The 14,136-nt window shown below is 62.4% G+C and carries 15 protein-coding genes and 1 pseudogene; 9 read left to right on the forward strand and 7 right to left on the reverse strand.

Features of this window, described 5'->3' with window-relative positions; genetic code table 11:
• Positions 1–244 precede the first annotated feature (244 nt).
• The 3 genes from NE850_RS15085 to argC all read left to right on the forward strand — a co-directional run bounded on the left by NE850_RS15085 (position 245) and on the right by argC (position 2,793).
• Entirely contained in the window at positions 245–847 is a 603-nt protein-coding gene (locus NE850_RS15085; RefSeq protein ID WP_007179870.1) for a YbhB/YbcL family Raf kinase inhibitor-like protein, read from the forward strand.
• Between the two features lie 229 nt (positions 848–1,076).
• Positions 1,077–1,649, forward strand: a complete 573-nt coding sequence (locus tag NE850_RS15090) for a flavodoxin family protein (protein ID WP_007179871.1) — start codon at positions 1,077–1,079, stop codon at positions 1,647–1,649.
• Positions 1,650–1,845: 196 nt separating this feature from the next.
• On the forward strand, positions 1,846–2,793 hold the full coding sequence (argC, locus tag NE850_RS15095; RefSeq protein WP_007179872.1) for an N-acetyl-gamma-glutamyl-phosphate reductase: 948 nt from the start codon (positions 1,846–1,848) through the stop codon (positions 2,791–2,793).
• A gap of 180 nt (positions 2,794–2,973) precedes the next feature.
• Here the strand turns inward: argC and NE850_RS15100 are convergent, their stop codons facing one another.
• Positions 2,974–3,222: a hypothetical protein gene (locus NE850_RS15100; RefSeq protein WP_310698892.1), complete on the reverse strand. Its 249-nt coding sequence runs from the start codon at positions 3,220–3,222 to the stop codon at positions 2,974–2,976.
• A 66-nt stretch (positions 3,223–3,288) separates the two neighbouring features.
• On the opposite strand from NE850_RS15100, the gene NE850_RS15105 reads away from it, so the two are divergent.
• The 3 genes from NE850_RS15105 to NE850_RS15115 all read left to right on the forward strand — a co-directional run bounded on the left by NE850_RS15105 (position 3,289) and on the right by NE850_RS15115 (position 7,060).
• Positions 3,289–4,722: a DUF2957 domain-containing protein gene (locus NE850_RS15105; protein WP_007179873.1), complete on the forward strand. Its 1,434-nt coding sequence runs from the start codon at positions 3,289–3,291 to the stop codon at positions 4,720–4,722.
• Positions 4,723–4,819: 97 nt separating this feature from the next.
• Positions 4,820–6,064, forward strand: coding sequence for a DUF2957 domain-containing protein (locus tag NE850_RS15110; RefSeq protein WP_007179874.1), 1,245 nt, complete (start codon positions 4,820–4,822; stop codon positions 6,062–6,064).
• 171 nt (positions 6,065–6,235) lie between these two features.
• A complete protein-coding gene (locus tag NE850_RS15115; protein WP_007179875.1) occupies positions 6,236–7,060 on the forward strand; it encodes an OmpW family protein in 825 nt (274 codons plus the stop codon).
• 274 nt (positions 7,061–7,334) lie between these two features.
• Here NE850_RS15115 and NE850_RS15120 read toward each other — a convergent pair whose 3' ends face one another.
• Positions 7,335–7,970 carry a LysE family translocator gene (locus NE850_RS15120; RefSeq protein ID WP_007179876.1) on the reverse strand — a complete coding sequence of 212 codons (636 nt, stop codon included), beginning with the start codon at positions 7,968–7,970 and terminating at the stop codon, positions 7,335–7,337.
• A 164-nt stretch (positions 7,971–8,134) separates the two neighbouring features.
• Positions 8,135–9,004, reverse strand: coding sequence for an NAD(P)-dependent oxidoreductase (locus NE850_RS15125; protein WP_007179877.1), 870 nt, complete (start codon positions 9,002–9,004; stop codon positions 8,135–8,137).
• Positions 9,005–9,098: 94 nt separating this feature from the next.
• Here NE850_RS15125 and NE850_RS15130 point away from each other — a divergent pair, with 94 nt between their 5' ends.
• On the forward strand, positions 9,099–9,854 hold the full coding sequence (locus NE850_RS15130; protein WP_007179878.1) for a Mut7-C RNAse domain-containing protein: 756 nt from the start codon (positions 9,099–9,101) through the stop codon (positions 9,852–9,854).
• Between the two features lie 136 nt (positions 9,855–9,990).
• Positions 9,991–10,269: a hypothetical protein gene (locus NE850_RS15135; protein ID WP_007179879.1), complete on the forward strand. Its 279-nt coding sequence runs from the start codon at positions 9,991–9,993 to the stop codon at positions 10,267–10,269.
• A gap of 154 nt (positions 10,270–10,423) precedes the next feature.
• Here the strand turns inward: NE850_RS15135 and NE850_RS15140 are convergent, their stop codons facing one another.
• Together NE850_RS15140 and NE850_RS15145 are read right to left on the reverse strand one after the other, a co-directional pair.
• On the reverse strand, positions 10,424–10,633 hold the full coding sequence (locus tag NE850_RS15140; protein ID WP_007179880.1) for a hypothetical protein: 210 nt from the start codon (positions 10,631–10,633) through the stop codon (positions 10,424–10,426).
• 301 nt (positions 10,634–10,934) lie between these two features.
• Positions 10,935–11,084, reverse strand: a pseudogene (locus tag NE850_RS15145) (helix-turn-helix domain-containing protein); the annotation flags it as partial.
• A 284-nt stretch (positions 11,085–11,368) separates the two neighbouring features.
• Here NE850_RS15145 and NE850_RS15150 point away from each other — a divergent pair.
• Positions 11,369–12,301 (forward strand): DMT family transporter, encoded by a 933-nt coding sequence (locus tag NE850_RS15150; protein ID WP_035518464.1) that lies wholly within the window; start codon positions 11,369–11,371, stop codon positions 12,299–12,301.
• Between the two features lie 87 nt (positions 12,302–12,388).
• On the opposite strand, the gene NE850_RS15155 is transcribed toward NE850_RS15150, so the two are convergent.
• Complete coding sequence (locus NE850_RS15155) at positions 12,389–12,643, reverse strand: hypothetical protein (RefSeq protein ID WP_007179882.1); 255 nt, start codon at positions 12,641–12,643, stop codon at positions 12,389–12,391.
• A 778-nt stretch (positions 12,644–13,421) separates the two neighbouring features.
• Positions 13,422–14,108, reverse strand: coding sequence for a DUF2242 domain-containing protein (locus tag NE850_RS15160; protein WP_007179883.1), 687 nt, complete (start codon positions 14,106–14,108; stop codon positions 13,422–13,424).
• Positions 14,109–14,136 lie beyond the last annotated feature (28 nt).

A 14,136-nucleotide genomic window follows, 5' to 3' on the forward strand; every position in this document is an offset into this window, starting at 1 on the left:
CCACTCTCCAAAACTTCTGACATGCCTTTGTGTTCTAGTGCTCAAACGAGTGAGGACGCGGCTTGAGTTTCGCGCGGACAATTCCTCCGACTATAGCCGATTCCGGCGCGCAAATTCCACTGGAGTGCGCAACAATGGTGCGTAGCAGAGCTAATGTTAGACTTGATTCGACCTTGAGGCACAAAATAGGGACAATAACTTTCGCGAGTGCAAATGCCTCGCGCCCTCACAGGAGAACCGGCACATGCGCTCGCGTTGCCTGGTCGTTTCCAATGCTTCGCCGTTCCGCCGTTTGCCGTCCCTTCCCTGCGCCATGCTGGGCCTCGCGCTATTGGCAGCGCAAGGGCCGCACGCCTTCGCCGAGGGTGCGTTCGCGTTGACCAGCGCCAGCTTCCACGCGGGCGGCACGGTGGAGGCCGCTCAGGTTTTCAATCAGGGCGACTGCAAAGGCGGCAACCGCTCGCCGCAACTTTCCTGGCGCGACGCGCCGCCCGGCACGCGCAGCTTCGCGGTCACCATGTTCGATCAGGATGCGCCGGGCCGCGGATGGTGGCACTGGTCGGTTGCGGGTATTCCGGCTACGGTCGTCAGCTTGCCGGAGAACGCGAGTGCTTCCGGGTTCCTCAGCAAACTGGGCGCGGTCGAAGCGCGCAACGACTTCGATACCGACGGCTACGGCGGCCCGTGTCCGCCGCCGGGCAAGCCGCATCGCTACATCATCACCGTTTATGCGCTGAGCACCGCCGATCTGCGTCTCGCGCAAGGCCGCCCCGCGCTCATGTTCGACCACGAAATCAGCACGGCCACGCTCGGCAGTGCGCGGATGGTGGTCAGTTACGGACGCTAGGCTCGCGCAACCCCGGCACACGGGCGCCGGCCGGAGCGCGGCCTGGCGCACGGCTTGCATCTGCTTGCAGCCGCTTGCCTCCTATTGCTGCCCGCGCGGAAATTCTGTCATCCGTGCACGCTAATGTGCAGTCAGCCGGCGAGCGTCATGCTTGCCGAAGCAGCGCCGATACAGGTGCGCACCATCGCCGTGCCTGCCCCTCCCTCTTTTCACCTTGCTGGAGAGTGTTATGTCGAAGATCGTCATCGTTTATCACAGTGGCTACGGCCACACGAAAAAAGTCGCCGAGGCCGTGCTCGCAGGCACCGTCGAAGCCGGCGCGGACGCGAAGCTGCTGCCGGTCGGCGAGATCGACGACGCGGCCTGGGCCGAACTGGCCGCGGCCGACGCCATCATCTTCGGCGCGCCGACGTACATGGGCGGCCCTTCCGCCGACTTCAAAAAATTCGCCGACGCGAGCTCGAAGCCATGGTTCGGACAGACGTGGAAGGACAAGATCGCGGCCGGCTTCACCAATTCGGCGACCATGAACGGCGACAAGTTCTCGACGATCCAGTACTTCGTCACGCTGGCCATGCAGCACAGCATGATCTGGGCGGGCACCGGCATGATGCCGTCGAACACCAAGGCAGCGACTCGCAACGACCTGAACTACGTGGGTGGCTTTACCGGACTGCTTACGCAGTCGCCGGCCGACGCGTCGCCGGAAGAAGCACCGCCCCCCGGCGATCTGGAAACGGCGCGCATGTTCGGCGCACGCGTGGCCGCGGTCACGGCGCGCTGGATCGCCGCGGCGCGCTGAAACGCGGATCGATGCGCAGGTTGCGGCGAACCGGCCGGCATCGGCTTGCATCTTCTGCATAACGGATCACGCCGATGTCATCTTCGGCGTGCATCGTCGTTTTTTCACCCCTTTTGTACGCCCGGCGCCATCAGGTCTTAAAATAGCGTTCCGGCGCGGCGTAGCGCCCTGTTTCCAGCAAGCCAGTGAGAGCGAGATGAGCACGAAAGTTTTTGTCGACGGACAGGAAGGCACGACCGGCCTGAAGATTTTCGAATACCTGTCGCAACGCGCCGACGTTGAGATCCTGCGTATCGAAGAAGCGAAACGCAAAGACCTCGAAGAGCGCCGTCGTCTCATCAACGCGTCGAACGTGACGTTCCTGTGTCTGCCGGACGTCGCCTCGCGCGAGTCTGCCTCGCTAGTCGAGAACGATCGCACCGTGCTGATCGACGCCAGCACCGCGTTCCGCACTTCCGCCGATTGGGCCTACGGCCTGCCCGAACTGGCGCGCTCGCAACGCGAGCGTCTGCGCACGGCGAAACGCATTGCCGTGCCGGGGTGCCATGCGTCGGCCTTCGTGCTCGCCATGCGTCCGCTGGTCGAAGCAGGCGTGGTGGCGCCCGAGTTCGCCGCGCACGCCTACTCGATTACCGGCTACAGCGGCGGCGGCAAGAAAATGATTGCCGACTACGAAGCCGGCGGCAACAACAAGCTCAAGAGCCCGCGTCCATATGCGCTCGGTCTCACGCACAAGCATTTGCCGGAAATGGCCGCGCATACGGGCCTGAAGTCGGCGCCGGTCTTCACGCCGATCGTCGGCGACTTCTACAAGGGACTCGCGGTCACCACGTTCTTCTCGCCGAACCAACTGGCGAAGAAAGCAACGCCGCAAGACGTGCAGGCGCTGTTCGCCGAGTACTACGCGGGCGAAGCCTTCGTACACGTTGCCCCGTTCGACGCGGAAGCGAACCTCGACAGCGGCTTCTTCGACGTGCAGGCGAACAACGACACCAATCGCGTCGACCTGTTCGTGTTCGGCAACGAAGAGCGCTTCGTGACCGTCACGCGGCTGGACAACCTGGGCAAGGGCGCTTCGGGCGCGGCCATCCAGTGCATGAACCTCGCGATCGGCGCCAATGAAGAAAGCGGCCTGAAACGCTGAACAAGCATGGAAAAATACAGACGGCGACCTCGCCGTCGAGCTACAGAAAAGCCGGTCCTGATGGACCGGCTTTTCTGTTTTAAAAAACCGCCAATCCCAATTCCTTTCTCCGCGCTTAATCAGTAGTAGCCCGCATTACTTAAAAAATAAAAATGGGACCACCCATAAAGCGCCGGTAATTCATTCCTGATAACGACGTCCACAGCATAGTTTTCCGCATAGGGAAACTCCGGATTTTTTTGCGAACGGTCGTTCGAAGATGATAGAGCCATTTTGCTGCAAGGCTTGCCTGTCAAGGGAGTGCGGCGAAGCAACGATGCCGCCTTCCAGCAGAAAATTCCTTTTTTGTTTAAAAGGGCCGCCTCTGTCCAGACGGTGCGCGCCCGGCAAAAAACATGTTGTTTGAATCAGTCTTTTTAGACGGCTCATTCAATTGACAGCCATTATCCGCACAGCGAAATTAGCTCGCACAATTACATGAAGGGAGACAGCAGCATGTCGCACGCCATTACTCGAGGCCTGGCGATGGCCATTGCCACGGCCCCATTCCTGATCGCCTGCGGTGGCGGCAAGGCCGACAATCCAGGCCCGGTCAACCCAGCGCAATGTTCGGGCGCGAGCTGCGGCGTGCAAGGTCCGCCACCCTCGGGAGCCGGCGCGGCTGCGTTGTGTCCCGCGACTGCCGACATCGTCAAGAGCACGTTCCTGGGCGGGGCGGGTAGCGGCGAAGTCGTGCAACTGAACATCGATGCGACAGCGATGACCTACACGCTGAAGTGGCTCAAGTCACCGATCCCGCTGACCAGCGCCGACGTCACGATCACGCGCGAAGGCACCCAGATCACCGGTGCGGTGATTCATCCGCCGACCGGCATGCTGCCGACTGCGGAGCAAACCCGTTGCGCCTTCATTCTCGGCAAAGGCACCGGCACCGCGCCCGCAGACGGCTCCACTTACACGACACCCGACTTCGTCAACAACCCGAACCCGCCGATGATTCTGGTCGGCCAGGGCGTGGCCGGCGGAGGTATTCCGGGCGCGACCGTCGAGTACGACGGATTGACCATCGTTCCCGGCATCATCGATCACGTTGGCGCAGTGCCGAACCGGCACTTCGACTTCTATCCGTTCCTCGGTTTCGCCAGCACGACGACCGACATCACCAGGCTGGCCGGCACCTACAACGGTTTGCTGTACCACCTCGTGCCGTCCGGCTCGTACGCGGCGACGGCCACCAACACGGTCGAAACCTTCGACGCGGCCGGCAACTGCACGGGCTCGAATCCGGCGAACGCGGCCTTCACGCCGAGCGCGAGCGGCTGCCTGACGACCGGCACGGCGTGGACCGCCAATGGCAGCGGTTACTTCGACAGCCAGAACGCACCGCAGATCGGCGCGCAGCTCAAGCTGCCGCCGCTGAACCAGCCGAGCGGCGTGTCCGCGCAGGCGCACATGATTCTCGGCCAGATCAATGGCGCGACGGTGCCGCTCGTCATTCGCACGGGTTCCGTGAATCTGGGTACGGCCGCCTTGCTGCACGCCGACGCCAAGGTCGACGACGAGTCCGGCATCGCGATGCTCGCGGCGGCCACGCCGCTTGCATCCGGCGGCTTCGACGGCGGCTACGTGGGTGCCGACTCCAACTTCAGGTACACCGCGGCATTGATCCAGGGCGGCGTCGGCACTTTCATCAACCCGTCGACTTCCGCAGCGGAAGACGGCTTCGGTCTCGGCTACAGCTTGCCGAGCCCGGGACTGGTTGGTGTGCAGCAGGCGAACGGTCAGACCGGCCTCGCGATCGCTTCCGGCGGGCTGTACGCCATCGAGATTCAAGGGACCGTGAATGGCGGTGTAGCGCCGACGTCGCAACTCAGCAGCACGGCTTCGAGCGCTCCTTACTTCGGCATTGGCGCGCAAATCAGCAAGTGAGCGATAACGGACCGGCAGTTCGCAGTACGAGACATAAATAAAGCAGGTGGCTGGACTGGGAGCCGGCCACATACAACGAGAAAATTCTGGAGGCGGTATGAAATGGAGAATCCTTTCGGTGCTCGCTCTTGCTGCACCGTTGCTGGGGGCATGTGGTGGCGGCGGCGGTGGTGACGGGCCGGTGACGGAAGTGCGTCTGTGCCCTGCGTCGCTGGACTACAGTACGTTATTCACGGGCGGCGGCGGTGACGGCGAACTGGTCAAGCTGCAACTCGATACGACCAAGATGACCTGGCAGATCAATTACATCGAGTCGCCGATTCCTGCCACCACCGGCACTGTCGTCCCGACGCGCGCCGGGCAATCAGCCAGCGGCACGCTGACCCAGGAAACCATGCTGCCGACCAACAAGCTCAACCAGTGCGCGTTCCGCCTGAACGGCGCGAGTCTCGACCCGAATCGTCCGGCACGGATTTTTGTGGGCGAAGGCGTGGCGGGCGGCACGATTCCGGGCGCCGAAATTTCGTTCGGCGGGATTCTCGGCGTGGGCGCCGTGCCGGACACCAAGTTCCCGTACTACCCGTTCATCGGCTTCTCGTCGATTGAAACGAATCTCGCGAACGTGGCCGGCACGTACAACCAGCTCGGCTATCACCAGGTGCCGTCGCAAAACTTCGCGCCGGTCGCGGTCGATTCAAAGATCACGATCAACGCGGACGGTACGTGGACCGAGTGCGACAACTCCGGCATCAACGCTGGCAAGTGTCAGCAGCCCGGCGGCAATTTCGCGCAATCTGCGGACGGCAGCGGCGCGTTCCAGACCAACAACTTCCTGGGCCAGGCGAAGCCCACGCTCGCAACGACTCCGGAAGCGCGCGGCTACATGATCGTCGGCAAGCTGCGTAACCAGCTGGTGCCGATCCTCGTGCGCACGGGCGCGGCGAACTCGTCGGTGACCGTGCCGCAAAACGGCGCGCTCGGACCGTACGCCGACGATGAGTCGGGCATCTCGATCCTGGCGCCGCAGAGCGCGATCGCGGTGAACTCGCAGAACGGTGAGTACATCGGCGTGGATAGCCAGTTCGACTACCGCACCACCGCGCTCGAAGGCGCCGAAGCCACGCTGCTCGATCCGTTCAACGCATCGCAGGCATCGCTTGCGACGGCGCTGAATCTGGACTTCACGCAAGCCGTGCCGGGTGTGGTGACGACGACGCAAGTGGGCGCATCGACCGGCACCACACCGACCGGAAAAATGATCTTCACGGGCGGCGTGTTCGGCTACCTCGATCTGACCAACGCGGCCTCGCCATATTTCACGATCGGTGCCTTCGTCCAGTAATGGGCGCCCACGCGCCGCCAATCCGCAACGTGGCGTTCGCGTTCCGGTTGCCGCGCAGCGTCACCGCGCGGCAACCGGCGCCCAACGAATATGCAATGCACCGGCGTGGTCATCGACCTGCCGCCGCTTGCCGCGCGCGATCAGCTTCACGCGCGCCTCAGGAGGAACAACATGAAAAGAATCTGTTTCGCGTTACTGGCCGCCTGCCTGTGCGCCAGCGCGCACGCCCAGCATGCGGGCGACAACGTCGCGGTCCTCGGCTGGTTTCACGTCATGCCGCAGGATTCGAGCACGCCGCTCACCACCAATGTCGCGCCGACGCCGATCAACACGCCGTTGCGCCTGCCGAGTTCGTTCACGTCGCCCGGTACGAGCCTGTCGACCAAAAGCGCCGATACGGTCGGTCTGGTATTCAGCCATTACCTCACCGATCACATTGCGGTGACGACGGTGGCAGGTGTGCCGCCGGTGTTCAAGATCTATGGGCACGGCGTCATCAAACCGCCGGGACCGGCCGGCGCGCTCGGCCAGCAGGATCTGGGCGATCCGCAGTCCAATCCGATCGTCAAGAGCGTGCGCCAGTGGAGCCCGGCGCTGCTGTTCCAGTACTACTTCAACGCGCCGACGGCGAAATTCCGGCCGTTCGTCGGCGTCGGCGTGTCGTATAACTGGTTCTCCGACATTCAGCTGAGCCAGAACTTCATCCAGTCGACGCAGAACAACCTCGGCGCGGTGCTGGCCGCCGGTGCGGGCAAGCCGGGGCAGACGCAGGTGTCGGCGAAGGCGTCGTCATCATGGGCGCCGGTGTTCAATGCGGGGCTCGCATACAACATCACCGATCACTGGGGCCTCGTGGCATCGGTCACTTACATTCCGCTGAAGACGACCTCGTCGGTCATCATCAAGGCGGCGGACGGCACGGAACTGGGGGTGTCGAAGGCGGAACTGAAGGCCGATCCGATCATTTCTTTCCTCGCCGTCTCGTACAAGTTCTGAGTTCAGCCTTGACGCAAAAAAGCCGGCGGCCCGGTGCAAGGGCCAGCCGGCTTTGTCTTTTCCGGGACGCTGCAAATTCAGGGCAAAAAAAAGCCCGCCTATTTGGGCGGGCTGAATCCATATCAGAGGAGACATGGAGGAGACAAGACAAACTATAGCAAATGCTTTGGTGCGTCGCAACATACAAATTAGGGTTGACCCTCAACGTTGCAAAAAAACAACATCTTGTAAAATATCCTATGGCCTCCGTTAATGAGGCGTTGCCGCTTGGGGCTCAGTGGCGCACCAGCGCCATCATCGCGCCGAATCCGACAAACACGCCGCCAGTCAGCCGATTGAACATCCGCGCGACGCTGCGGCTTTTCAACCTCGCGCCGATACGCGTGCCAAAACCCGCGTACACCAGATACCAGCTCACTTCGATCACGGCGAAGGTGGCGACGAGCACACCGAATTGCGGCAGCTTGGGTTGCGCGGCGTCGATGAATTGCGGCAACAGCGCCGCGGCGAACAGAATCGCCTTGGGATTGCTGCCTGCGACGAGAAAGCCGTTGCGGAACAGCGCCAGGCGCGAACGTGCGGGCTTCGCGGCCAGGTCGTCGGCGTCGCTGGCGGCGGCTTCGTCGGCCGGCGCGCGCCACGCCTTGATGCCGAGATACACGAGGTAGGCCGCGCCGATCATCCGCAGCGCGTTGAACATGGCCGGCCAGGCTTCGAGAAAGACGCCGAGCCCCGCGGCCGATACCGCCAGCATCAGCACCAGCGCCGACAGGCAACCCGCCATCGTCGCGCTGGAGCGGCGCAGGCCGTGCTGGGCGCCGTGCGTCATCACGAGCAGCATGTTCGGACCGGGAATCGCAGAAACGACAAAGACAGTGGCGACGAACAGCCACCAGGTATGCAGACTCATGGGAATCGAGGCGGGTAAGGGAGCGGACGGCTATTATGCCCGCCCGCGCCTGTCAGTGTGACGCCTGCCGCCATAGCAGCCCCGTCAGTGCCCGCCTCGCAGTACGCCCGCCTGTTTGTCAGTGCCTGCCTCTCAGCGCCGCCTCCCGTACCTCTCCCTACCTCTCAGCGCCCGGCTCGCCGTGCGGCGACTTGCCCCAACACCGCGAAATCCTTCTCACCATCACCGTGAGCTACGGCTTCAATCAGGCTGTCGCGCACCACGCTGGCGATCGGCAGCGGTGTGGTCACGGCATCGGCCGCTGCCAGTGCAAGACGGATGTCCTTCAGGCCGAGTCGCGCCTTGAACAGCGCCGGCTCGTAGCGCTGCTCGGCGATCAGCTTGCCGTAGCCCGAATAGACCGGCCCCGGAAACAGGCCGCTTGTAATGACGTCGAGGAAATCCTGCATGGCCAGACCGTGCCCGGTCACCAGCGTGGCCGCTTCGCCGAGCGTCTCGACCGCTGCACCGAGCATGAAGTTGGCGGCCAGCTTCATGACGTTCGCCTGCTGCGGCAGCGACCCGATCCGCCAGGTCTTCTGGCCGATCGCGTCGAAAATCGGCTGAACGCGGTCGATCGACTCGGCCGGTCCGCCCGCCACAATGGTCAGCTTGCCCGCCGCCGCGACATCGGGCCGGCCCAGCACCGGCGCGGCCACGTAGTGAATACCGCGCGACGCGTGCGCGGTCGCCAGTTCCTCGGCCAGCGCCACGGAAATCGTCGCCATGTTCACGTGAGTGAGCCCGCGCGGAGCATGTTCCAGCAGGGTGGCGGTGATGACTTCGCGCAACGCGCTGTCGTCGGCGAGCATCGAGAACACGGCGTCGCCCGCAAACGCTTCGGCCGGCGTCGCGACAATCCGCGCGCCTGCGTCGACGAGCGGTTGCGCGCGTTCCGGTGAGCGGTTCCACACGCGCACCTGATGCCCGGCTTTCAAAATGTTTGCAACCATCGCGGCGCCCATCTCGCCGAGACCGATAAAACCGATGTCCATCTGTCGCTCCGTCTTCTAAAGAACTGGAAGTAAAGCACACCCATGCGACACGTGCAGGACAGCACGCAACGAAACACGGTGCGATACTGCAGCAATGGTGACCGCGACATTCCGCTTCTACGAGGAGCTGAACGATTTTCTCGCCCGCCCACTGCGCCGGCGCGCGTTCAGTTACGCCTGTGCGCCGGGCGCCACCGCCAAGCACATGATCGAAGCGCTCGGCGTGCCGCACACCGAAGTCGAACTGATTCTGGTCAATGGCGAATCGGTCGGTTTCAATCATCCCCTCGCGGACGGCGATCGCATAGCCGTCTATCCGAAGTTTGAAGCGCTCGACATCCAGCCGCTCCTGCGCGTACGCGAGCGGCCGCTGCGCGTGGTGCGTTTCATCGCCGACGCGCATCTGGGCGGCCTCGCGCCGCTCCTGCGGCTCGCCGGCTTCGATACGCTGTACGACAATCACTTTCCCGACGCCGACATCGAAGCACTTGCCGCTGCGCAACAGCGCATCGTCCTGACGCGCGACCGCGAGTTATTGAAACGCCGCAACATCACGCATGGCTGCTACGTCCGCACGCTCAGGCCGCGCGAACAATTGCGCGAAGTGTTTGAACGGCTCGATCTGGCCGGCAGCGCGCAACCGTTCCGCCTGTGTCTGATGTGCAATGTGCCGCTACGGCGTATCCCCAAGGAGGAAGTCGGCACGCGCGCTCCCGACGGCGTACTGGAAAGGCATGCCCAGTTCGTGACCTGCGACGTGTGCCGTCGCGTGTTCTGGGAGGGTACGCATTGGCAAAGAATGCGCGCGCTGATGGACAGCGTGGCTGCCGCGCCGGACCGGTCCGCGTAAACCTCGCTTGAGGTCCACCTTCGTTCCCTCTGCGCACGGCGATACATGTGCATGAAACCCCGAACGCCACGCACTCGCGCGGCGTGCGGCACGGTGCGTACAATGCGGGATTACTTATCTGGCAGAGGCCTTCCGTATGGCGATGAAAAAAACCGACCTTGAAAAGAACAAGGCGCTCAAGCTGAACAACGCAATGAAGCTGTCGACCGCCGAGCGCTTCGGCAAAGCGGCGGCCGCCGAGCCGAAACTCGATCGCCGCGAACAGCGCAAGCTCGATCAGGCACAGGGTCTCGTCGCATTCGCGTGCAAGCTGAACGGCGATCTGGTGACCGAACTGAAAGAGCGGGCAGCGACCCATCCAGAAGGAATGACAGGGCTGCTGAACGAAGTCATCAAGCGGGGCCTTGCGGGCTGAGGGCCGCGCAAACCGCGCCCCGAATGCAAAAAGGCCAGAGCATGAACTCTGGCCTTTTTGCTTGCAACGCCTTCATCCGGTTCACACTGCGCCGGCCGGCTAGCGGCGCGATGCGGTTGACCGGCGAAGCTGGCCCGAAGAATCGGGCGACAGCTTAGTTTTGCGTGCCCTTGTCATTCGTGCCGGCTGCCGAAGCGGCTGCCGAAACCGGAGCGCGCTTGCCGTGCGTCTTCAGCTTCTTGATGTGATGCTTCTTCGGCGCGCTTGCTGCAGCAGCCGGTGCTGCGTCCGACGCTTGTGCGAAAGCTTGAACGGAAACCAGCGCGATCGAAGCGGCTGCGAGCGAGACGATAAGTTTTTTCATGTGTTGTTCCCCAAACCTGGACGACTGAGTCAATGTGAATGAATAAGCTGCACGGTGAAGCAGACAGGGCTTGAGGCGCCTTCCCGCTCCCCGCGGGAGAGTATTACCCAGTGTAGGCGGTTTGTCATGCCCAAAACTCGATATGTATTTTCCGGGAGACAGCTTGCTTTCGGCGTCCTTTCACTCGTTAAGTATCCCATACCAGGGCATTCACCTAGACCGCCTCAAACCAGGTTGCGCAGCAGGCTGGCGTTCTCCAGAAGGGTTGGCAACACGCGGTGCAGCGCGGCGTTTGCCGACTCAGCGTCAACAGATAGCGCCGCGCCGCCGTGCGCGACAGGCCTGCGCGAGCGGCCACTGCGGCTGGCGTCATGCGCGCGTGCTCTTCATCGAATGCTTCGATGATCGCCAGCGCTTTCGCGGCGCCGGCGATCCAGTCTTTCTCGTCCATTGCGTTTGCCTGAGAATCAGCCGGCTCGTCGGGCCAGTGGTGTACTGAGCTCAATGGCCGTCGCGCGATTATCGCGCGAGTCGGCATCGGCGCGCGGCCGTGGGTCAATTGGAGCATTCGACGCCAAGCGCATCTGTTCGAGGATGCCGGCACTGCGCGATGTGCGAACGCCAGAGCTGCCGTGCCCAGGTATCATGTCTGCGCCGAGCCGCGGCGTACCGCTCGAGCCGTCGCCGACCGGCCGCGAACACCTTGTGACAACCACCGAAACTGAAAGACCACCGTTGAAAGCCGAAACCCGCCAACACCTGCGTGCCAATGTGCTGATGCTGATCGCTGCGATGATCTGGGGCTCAGCGTTCGTCGCTCAGCGCCTGAGTCTCGATGCGATCGGACCGTTTCTGTTCACCGGACTGCGCTTCCTGCTCGGCGCACTCGTCGTGCTGACGCTGATCGTTTGCGTCCGGCGCTCCGCGCTGGCTGAACTGTCGAAGCGCGAACCCGGCGGCGCACGCGAACTGCTGGGCGCGGGCGTGCTGCTCGGCATGGTGCTGGCCGCCTCGATTTCGCTGCAACAGATCGGCCTGCAATACACGAAGGTCGCCAACGCAGGCTTCATCAGTTCGTTGTACGTGGTAATCGTGCCCTTGCTTGGTGTGCTCTTCAAACATCGCACGGGAATCGGCACGTGGCTCGGTGCGGCGCTCGCCGCGGTCGGCATGTATTTTCTGAGCGTGAACGAGCAGTTTTCGATACTGTACGGCGATTGGTATCAGCTTGCCGGTGCACTCGTGATTTCCATCCAGATGATGCTGGTCGGACGCTTCGCGCTGCGCCACGACGCGCTCATGCTCGCACTCGTGCAGTTCGTGACGTGTGGGCTCGCGTGCCTCGTTGTCGGTCTCGCCATCGAACCGTTCAGTCTTGCGGTAATCGCGCGCGCCGCACCGACTATCGTGTACGGCGGAGCGCTGTCGGTCGGCGTCGCCTATACGATTCAGGTGGTCGCGCAGAAGCATGCGGCGCCGTCGCACGCCGCGGTGATCTTCAGCATGGAAGGCGTATTCGCCGCGCTGGCAGCCTGGCTCGTGCTCGACGAGACAATGTCGGCGCGCGCGCTGGCTGGATGTGCGCTGGTGCTGGCGGGTTTGATCGTGTGTCAGGTGATGCCGGCCTGGCAACGCGGGCATGAACGCTTGCCTCGCGCATCGTCCTGAAGATGTAGCCAGCCGCTCCATTCCACGCCGAAGCGTGCGAAGCCGTTGCGAAGACGGTCGACGTCGGTGAGTTGCGCACCCGCGCCTTCAGGCCGCTCGCGAATGCTGGGCAAACAGTGCCGGCGTATCGGCGGTAGGCGGAAACACGCACCAGCAGCCGTCGTCGTGACGAAAGAAGAATAATCCGCGTGAACCCGCTTCGAGCGAAGTCTCGACGCGTACGTAGCGCCGGCCACCCAAGCGGGTGCGGCTGAATTCGGTGACATGAACTGGCACGGAAGGCTCTGGCGCGAGCCATTTTTCCACAAGAAACCGCAGCGACTGCTCGCTCTCCATTCTCATGATCCGCTCCGGGCTGGCTTATCCTGATGCGCATCACGCGTGGCCTCGGTATTGTCGTCGCGGTCTGCAACGTCCGCGTCGTGTTCGGCGGACGCGAGCGTGATGGCCCGGTTGGTGGCTGCCGCCCGCAGCGTGCTGCAATGGGTGGCATGTCGAATATCCGATAGAAGACGGACAAGCTGTCGTGCTGTTCTGCGTTTCATTACACACCCCCCGCACTGCACCAATAACCTCAGAAAACACTTTAACTCTATGCCTGGATCGGCCATTGCCCAAATCGTTTTGACTAAATAGCAACAGTCGCGCTTGCAAAAAGACAGACGCAATCTTTGTACCGTCCGTCTTCAATGTGCGCGTCTGCCGTCCAGCGGTCTGTACGGTGCCGAGCGCTTGCCGAAGTTGAAAAACCTGCCCGGCAAGCAGTGAAGAAAGCGCCTGGAAGGCGAGTTATCCACAATTGCCTATGAATAACTTCGGGATAGCGCATGGAACAGCCTGTGAGTGGAATCTTGATAAGGCGGCCGGCCGGGCAAGCCCATCAAAGTTATCCCGGTTCTGTAGTTTTTCTACAGAGGTGTCCCGCAGGGTTATGCCGTCCGTATTACATTGATATGTCGGCACATTTGCGAGTTATCCACAGAAGGGGTTAACCCTTGTTAACTATTACTACATATATATACGTATGAAGTAAAAGACATAGGATAAGCCGCGCTTCGTGATGAGATTGAAGGCTGATCGGCGCTTGATCAGCCTTCATACGAGATCTGCTACCGGTGACTCAGGGCGCCACGCCAACCCCACTCGCCGGGGACAAGGACGCCGCCGCGCCGATCGCGTCGGGCATCTCGGGAATGGGTGCCGGAGCCGTCGCTTCGACTGGCACCGGCAGCAGGCGCGTCTCGATCCGGCTACTCGCGACCGGTTGCGTGCGCACCACCGTTTGCAGATAGTGATCAACGAGGCCGAAGAAACGGTCGTAGAACTTGCCCGACGGAATCGTCTCGCTCGAAATCTTGACCAACGCATCGCTGTTCGAACGAATCGGCAGCGACAGTGAACCCAGCACGCTCAACCCAACGCTCGCCGAGGTATCGCTTTTCTTCAACGCAAAGCCATTCTGCACGGCATTGACGTAGACGATGCTGGTGTCGCTCGCCTCTTCGCCCGGCGTACAGACCACATGAAATTCGACCACCACGTGACTATCGCCCGTCGGCTGGAAATTCTTGGTGCCGTCGACGGTGTCGTTGCGCGTCATCGTCGTCAGGTAGCCTTGGCTCAACAGGGCACGACGTGCGGCCTCACAGGTGTCCGTAGTGCTCGAATTGAAATTGCGCGCGTACGGGCTCGCGCCGGTTTCGAACAGTTCCTGCTGGAATTTCAGCTGCGGCGTGCTGCTACAGGCGGCAACGGTCAACAGGCCGATAAGCGCGGCGGCTGTGGTTCTGGAAAACGAGGTCAACATGGTCGATCGGAAGAGGCGCCACGTAAGC

It is taken from the genome of Paraburkholderia sp. USG1, from assembly GCF_031570135.1.
GTDB lineage: Bacteria > Pseudomonadota > Gammaproteobacteria > Burkholderiales > Burkholderiaceae > Paraburkholderia > Paraburkholderia dioscoreae.